Below are 2074 nucleotides of genomic sequence, written 5' to 3'. Positions count from 1 at the left end.
CCTATCCGCTGGAGGGCGCCGCCGCAGGAACTCCGACGGCTTACCTCACCCTGCCCTTACTGCCTTTACTGCCTTTACTGCCTTTACCGCACGAGCACGACGGAGTTGATGGGCGTGAAGTCGTACGGCTCGTACTCCCCCTTGTTGCGATACACGACGGAGCAGTTGGTCCCGTTGTACCCCTTGCAGATCTGGAAGCCGGCGCCTCCGGTCTGGTTGTTGACGAGCACCCGGACGCCGGTGACGTTGGACAGGTTGTGGCTGCCGTAGCTGTAGAAGATGTTCTTGTTCAGGATGGTGCCGTTCGTCTCGCGGATGCAGACGGCGCCCGACGGACAGGGCGTCGCCGCGCTGGCGCTCGGAGCCGCGGTGAGTCCGAGAGCCCCCAGGGCGAGAGCCATTCCTGCGGCAGATGCAGCGAACCTACGCAATGTGTTCCCCCATATCGCGGTGTGCTTGTACGAGCATCACGGCTCAGAAAGTAGCGCGGGCGACGCAGGTGCACCAGAGAGCCGAAACAGGCTGTGACCAGTGGTGATGACGAGTTTCACGAGACGGACGCGCCATCGGGGATACGACGGATGTGCGGGTCTGTCGGAACGTGCTGATCCGGTGGTTGGCCCGGTTGCCTGCTGTGAATGGTGAGCTCGACGCCGGAGCGGAGCGGTCAGGCCGTATTCGGCCGGTGCGGCGCAGCCTGGTCAGCGCGCTCACGCACGAACGGGTGCGAACGACTGTGAACGCACTCCTTCCATCTTCAACATATAACGCACTGGGGGGCTTGTGGCAAGGCCCAGGTCGTACCGCACAATGGTCGGCCCCGGCCGGAACTTTCCGAAAAAGCCGGTTCGCGAAGTAAGCGTTTTTTGTTGATACATGGGGATGGTGAACGGATGGGCAGCTACGTGCTGGGGCTCCGGGAGATCGACCGGACACAGGGCGCTGTCATCGGCGGCAAGGGCGCGCACCTGGGGGAACTCTCGCGCATCGAGGGCGTTCACGTACCCGCCGGTTTCTGCGTGACGACGGACGCCTTCCGCCGCATCATGGAGAACGCACCGGCCATTGACGATCAACTGGACCGGCTCTCGCGCCTGAACCCGAACGACCTGGAAGCCATTCGTACGCACAGCGCGGAGGTCCGCCGGGCGATCGAAGCAATCGCCGTCCCGGACGATGTGACGGCGGCGGTCAACAGCGCACTCGTCCGGTTCGGCGAGGGGAGCGGTGAGGGGCTCGGCGAGGGCGCCGCCTACGCCGTGCGGTCGAGCGCGACGGCGGAGGATCTGCCCACGGCCTCCTTCGCGGGCCAGCAGGACACATACCTGAACGTCGTGGGGCCGGCGTCCGTCCTCCGGCACATCAGCCGCTGCTGGGCCTCACTGTTCACCGAGCGCGCCGTGGCCTACCGGCTGCGCAACGGCTTCGACCACCGCAAGGTCCACATGGCCGTGGTGGTGCAGCGGATGGTCGCCGCCCAGGCGTCCGGCGTCCTCTTCACGGCCGACCCCGTGACGTCCAACCGGAAGATCAGCTGCGTGGAGGCCGGCTTCGGCCTCGGCGAGGCCCTGGTCTCCGGCCTGATGACCCCCGACGTCCATCAAGTGACCGACGGCGCCGTCGTCTCCAGGACGATCGCCGTCAAGCAGCGCGCGCTCCACGCCGCGCCGGGCGGCGGGACACAGGAACAGCCGGTCGAGCAGGCCCGGCAGGAGCAGCCCGCGCTGACGGACGCGCAGGTCGTACGGCTCGTAGAGCTGGGCCGGCGGATCGAAGCGCACTTCGGCCGCCCGCAGGACATCGAGTGGTGCCTGGTCGACGACGGCTTCCAGATCGTGCAGAGCCGGCCGATCACCACGCTGTTCCCCGTCCCGGAGGTCGATGACACGGACCATCACGTCTACCTCTCCGTCGGCCATCAGCAGATGATGACCGACGCCATGAAGCCCCTGGGGCTGTCCTTCTGGCAGATGACGACGCCCCGCCCGATGGCCGAGGCCGGGGGGCGGCTGTTCGTGGACGTCACCCGGCATCTCGCGTCGCCGACGAGCCGCGCCGGCCTCCTCGATGTCAC

Annotated in this window: 2 protein-coding genes; one reads left to right on the top strand and one right to left on the bottom strand. The window is 66.9% G+C overall.

Going from position 1 to position 2074, the window contains the following annotated elements; genetic code table 11:
- Positions 1-83: 83 nt before the first annotated feature.
- Positions 84-401 (bottom strand): hypothetical protein, encoded by a 318-nt coding sequence (locus ACFU99_RS41735; protein ID WP_384403476.1) that lies wholly within the window; start codon positions 399-401, stop codon positions 84-86.
- Between the two features lie 492 nt (positions 402-893).
- On the opposite strand from ACFU99_RS41735, the gene ACFU99_RS41730 reads away from it, so the two are divergent.
- The coding region (locus ACFU99_RS41730) for a PEP/pyruvate-binding domain-containing protein (protein ID WP_384403473.1) at positions 894-2074 on the top strand (1181 nt) is incomplete at its 3' end.

Origin of the sequence: Streptomyces sp. NPDC057654 (genome assembly GCF_042800135.1) — a bacterium.
In the GTDB taxonomy this organism is placed as follows: domain Bacteria; phylum Actinomycetota; class Actinomycetes; order Streptomycetales; family Streptomycetaceae; genus Streptomyces.
Note: the sequence above shows the minus strand (reverse complement) of the source record. Positions and strands in the feature narration are given on the sequence as shown.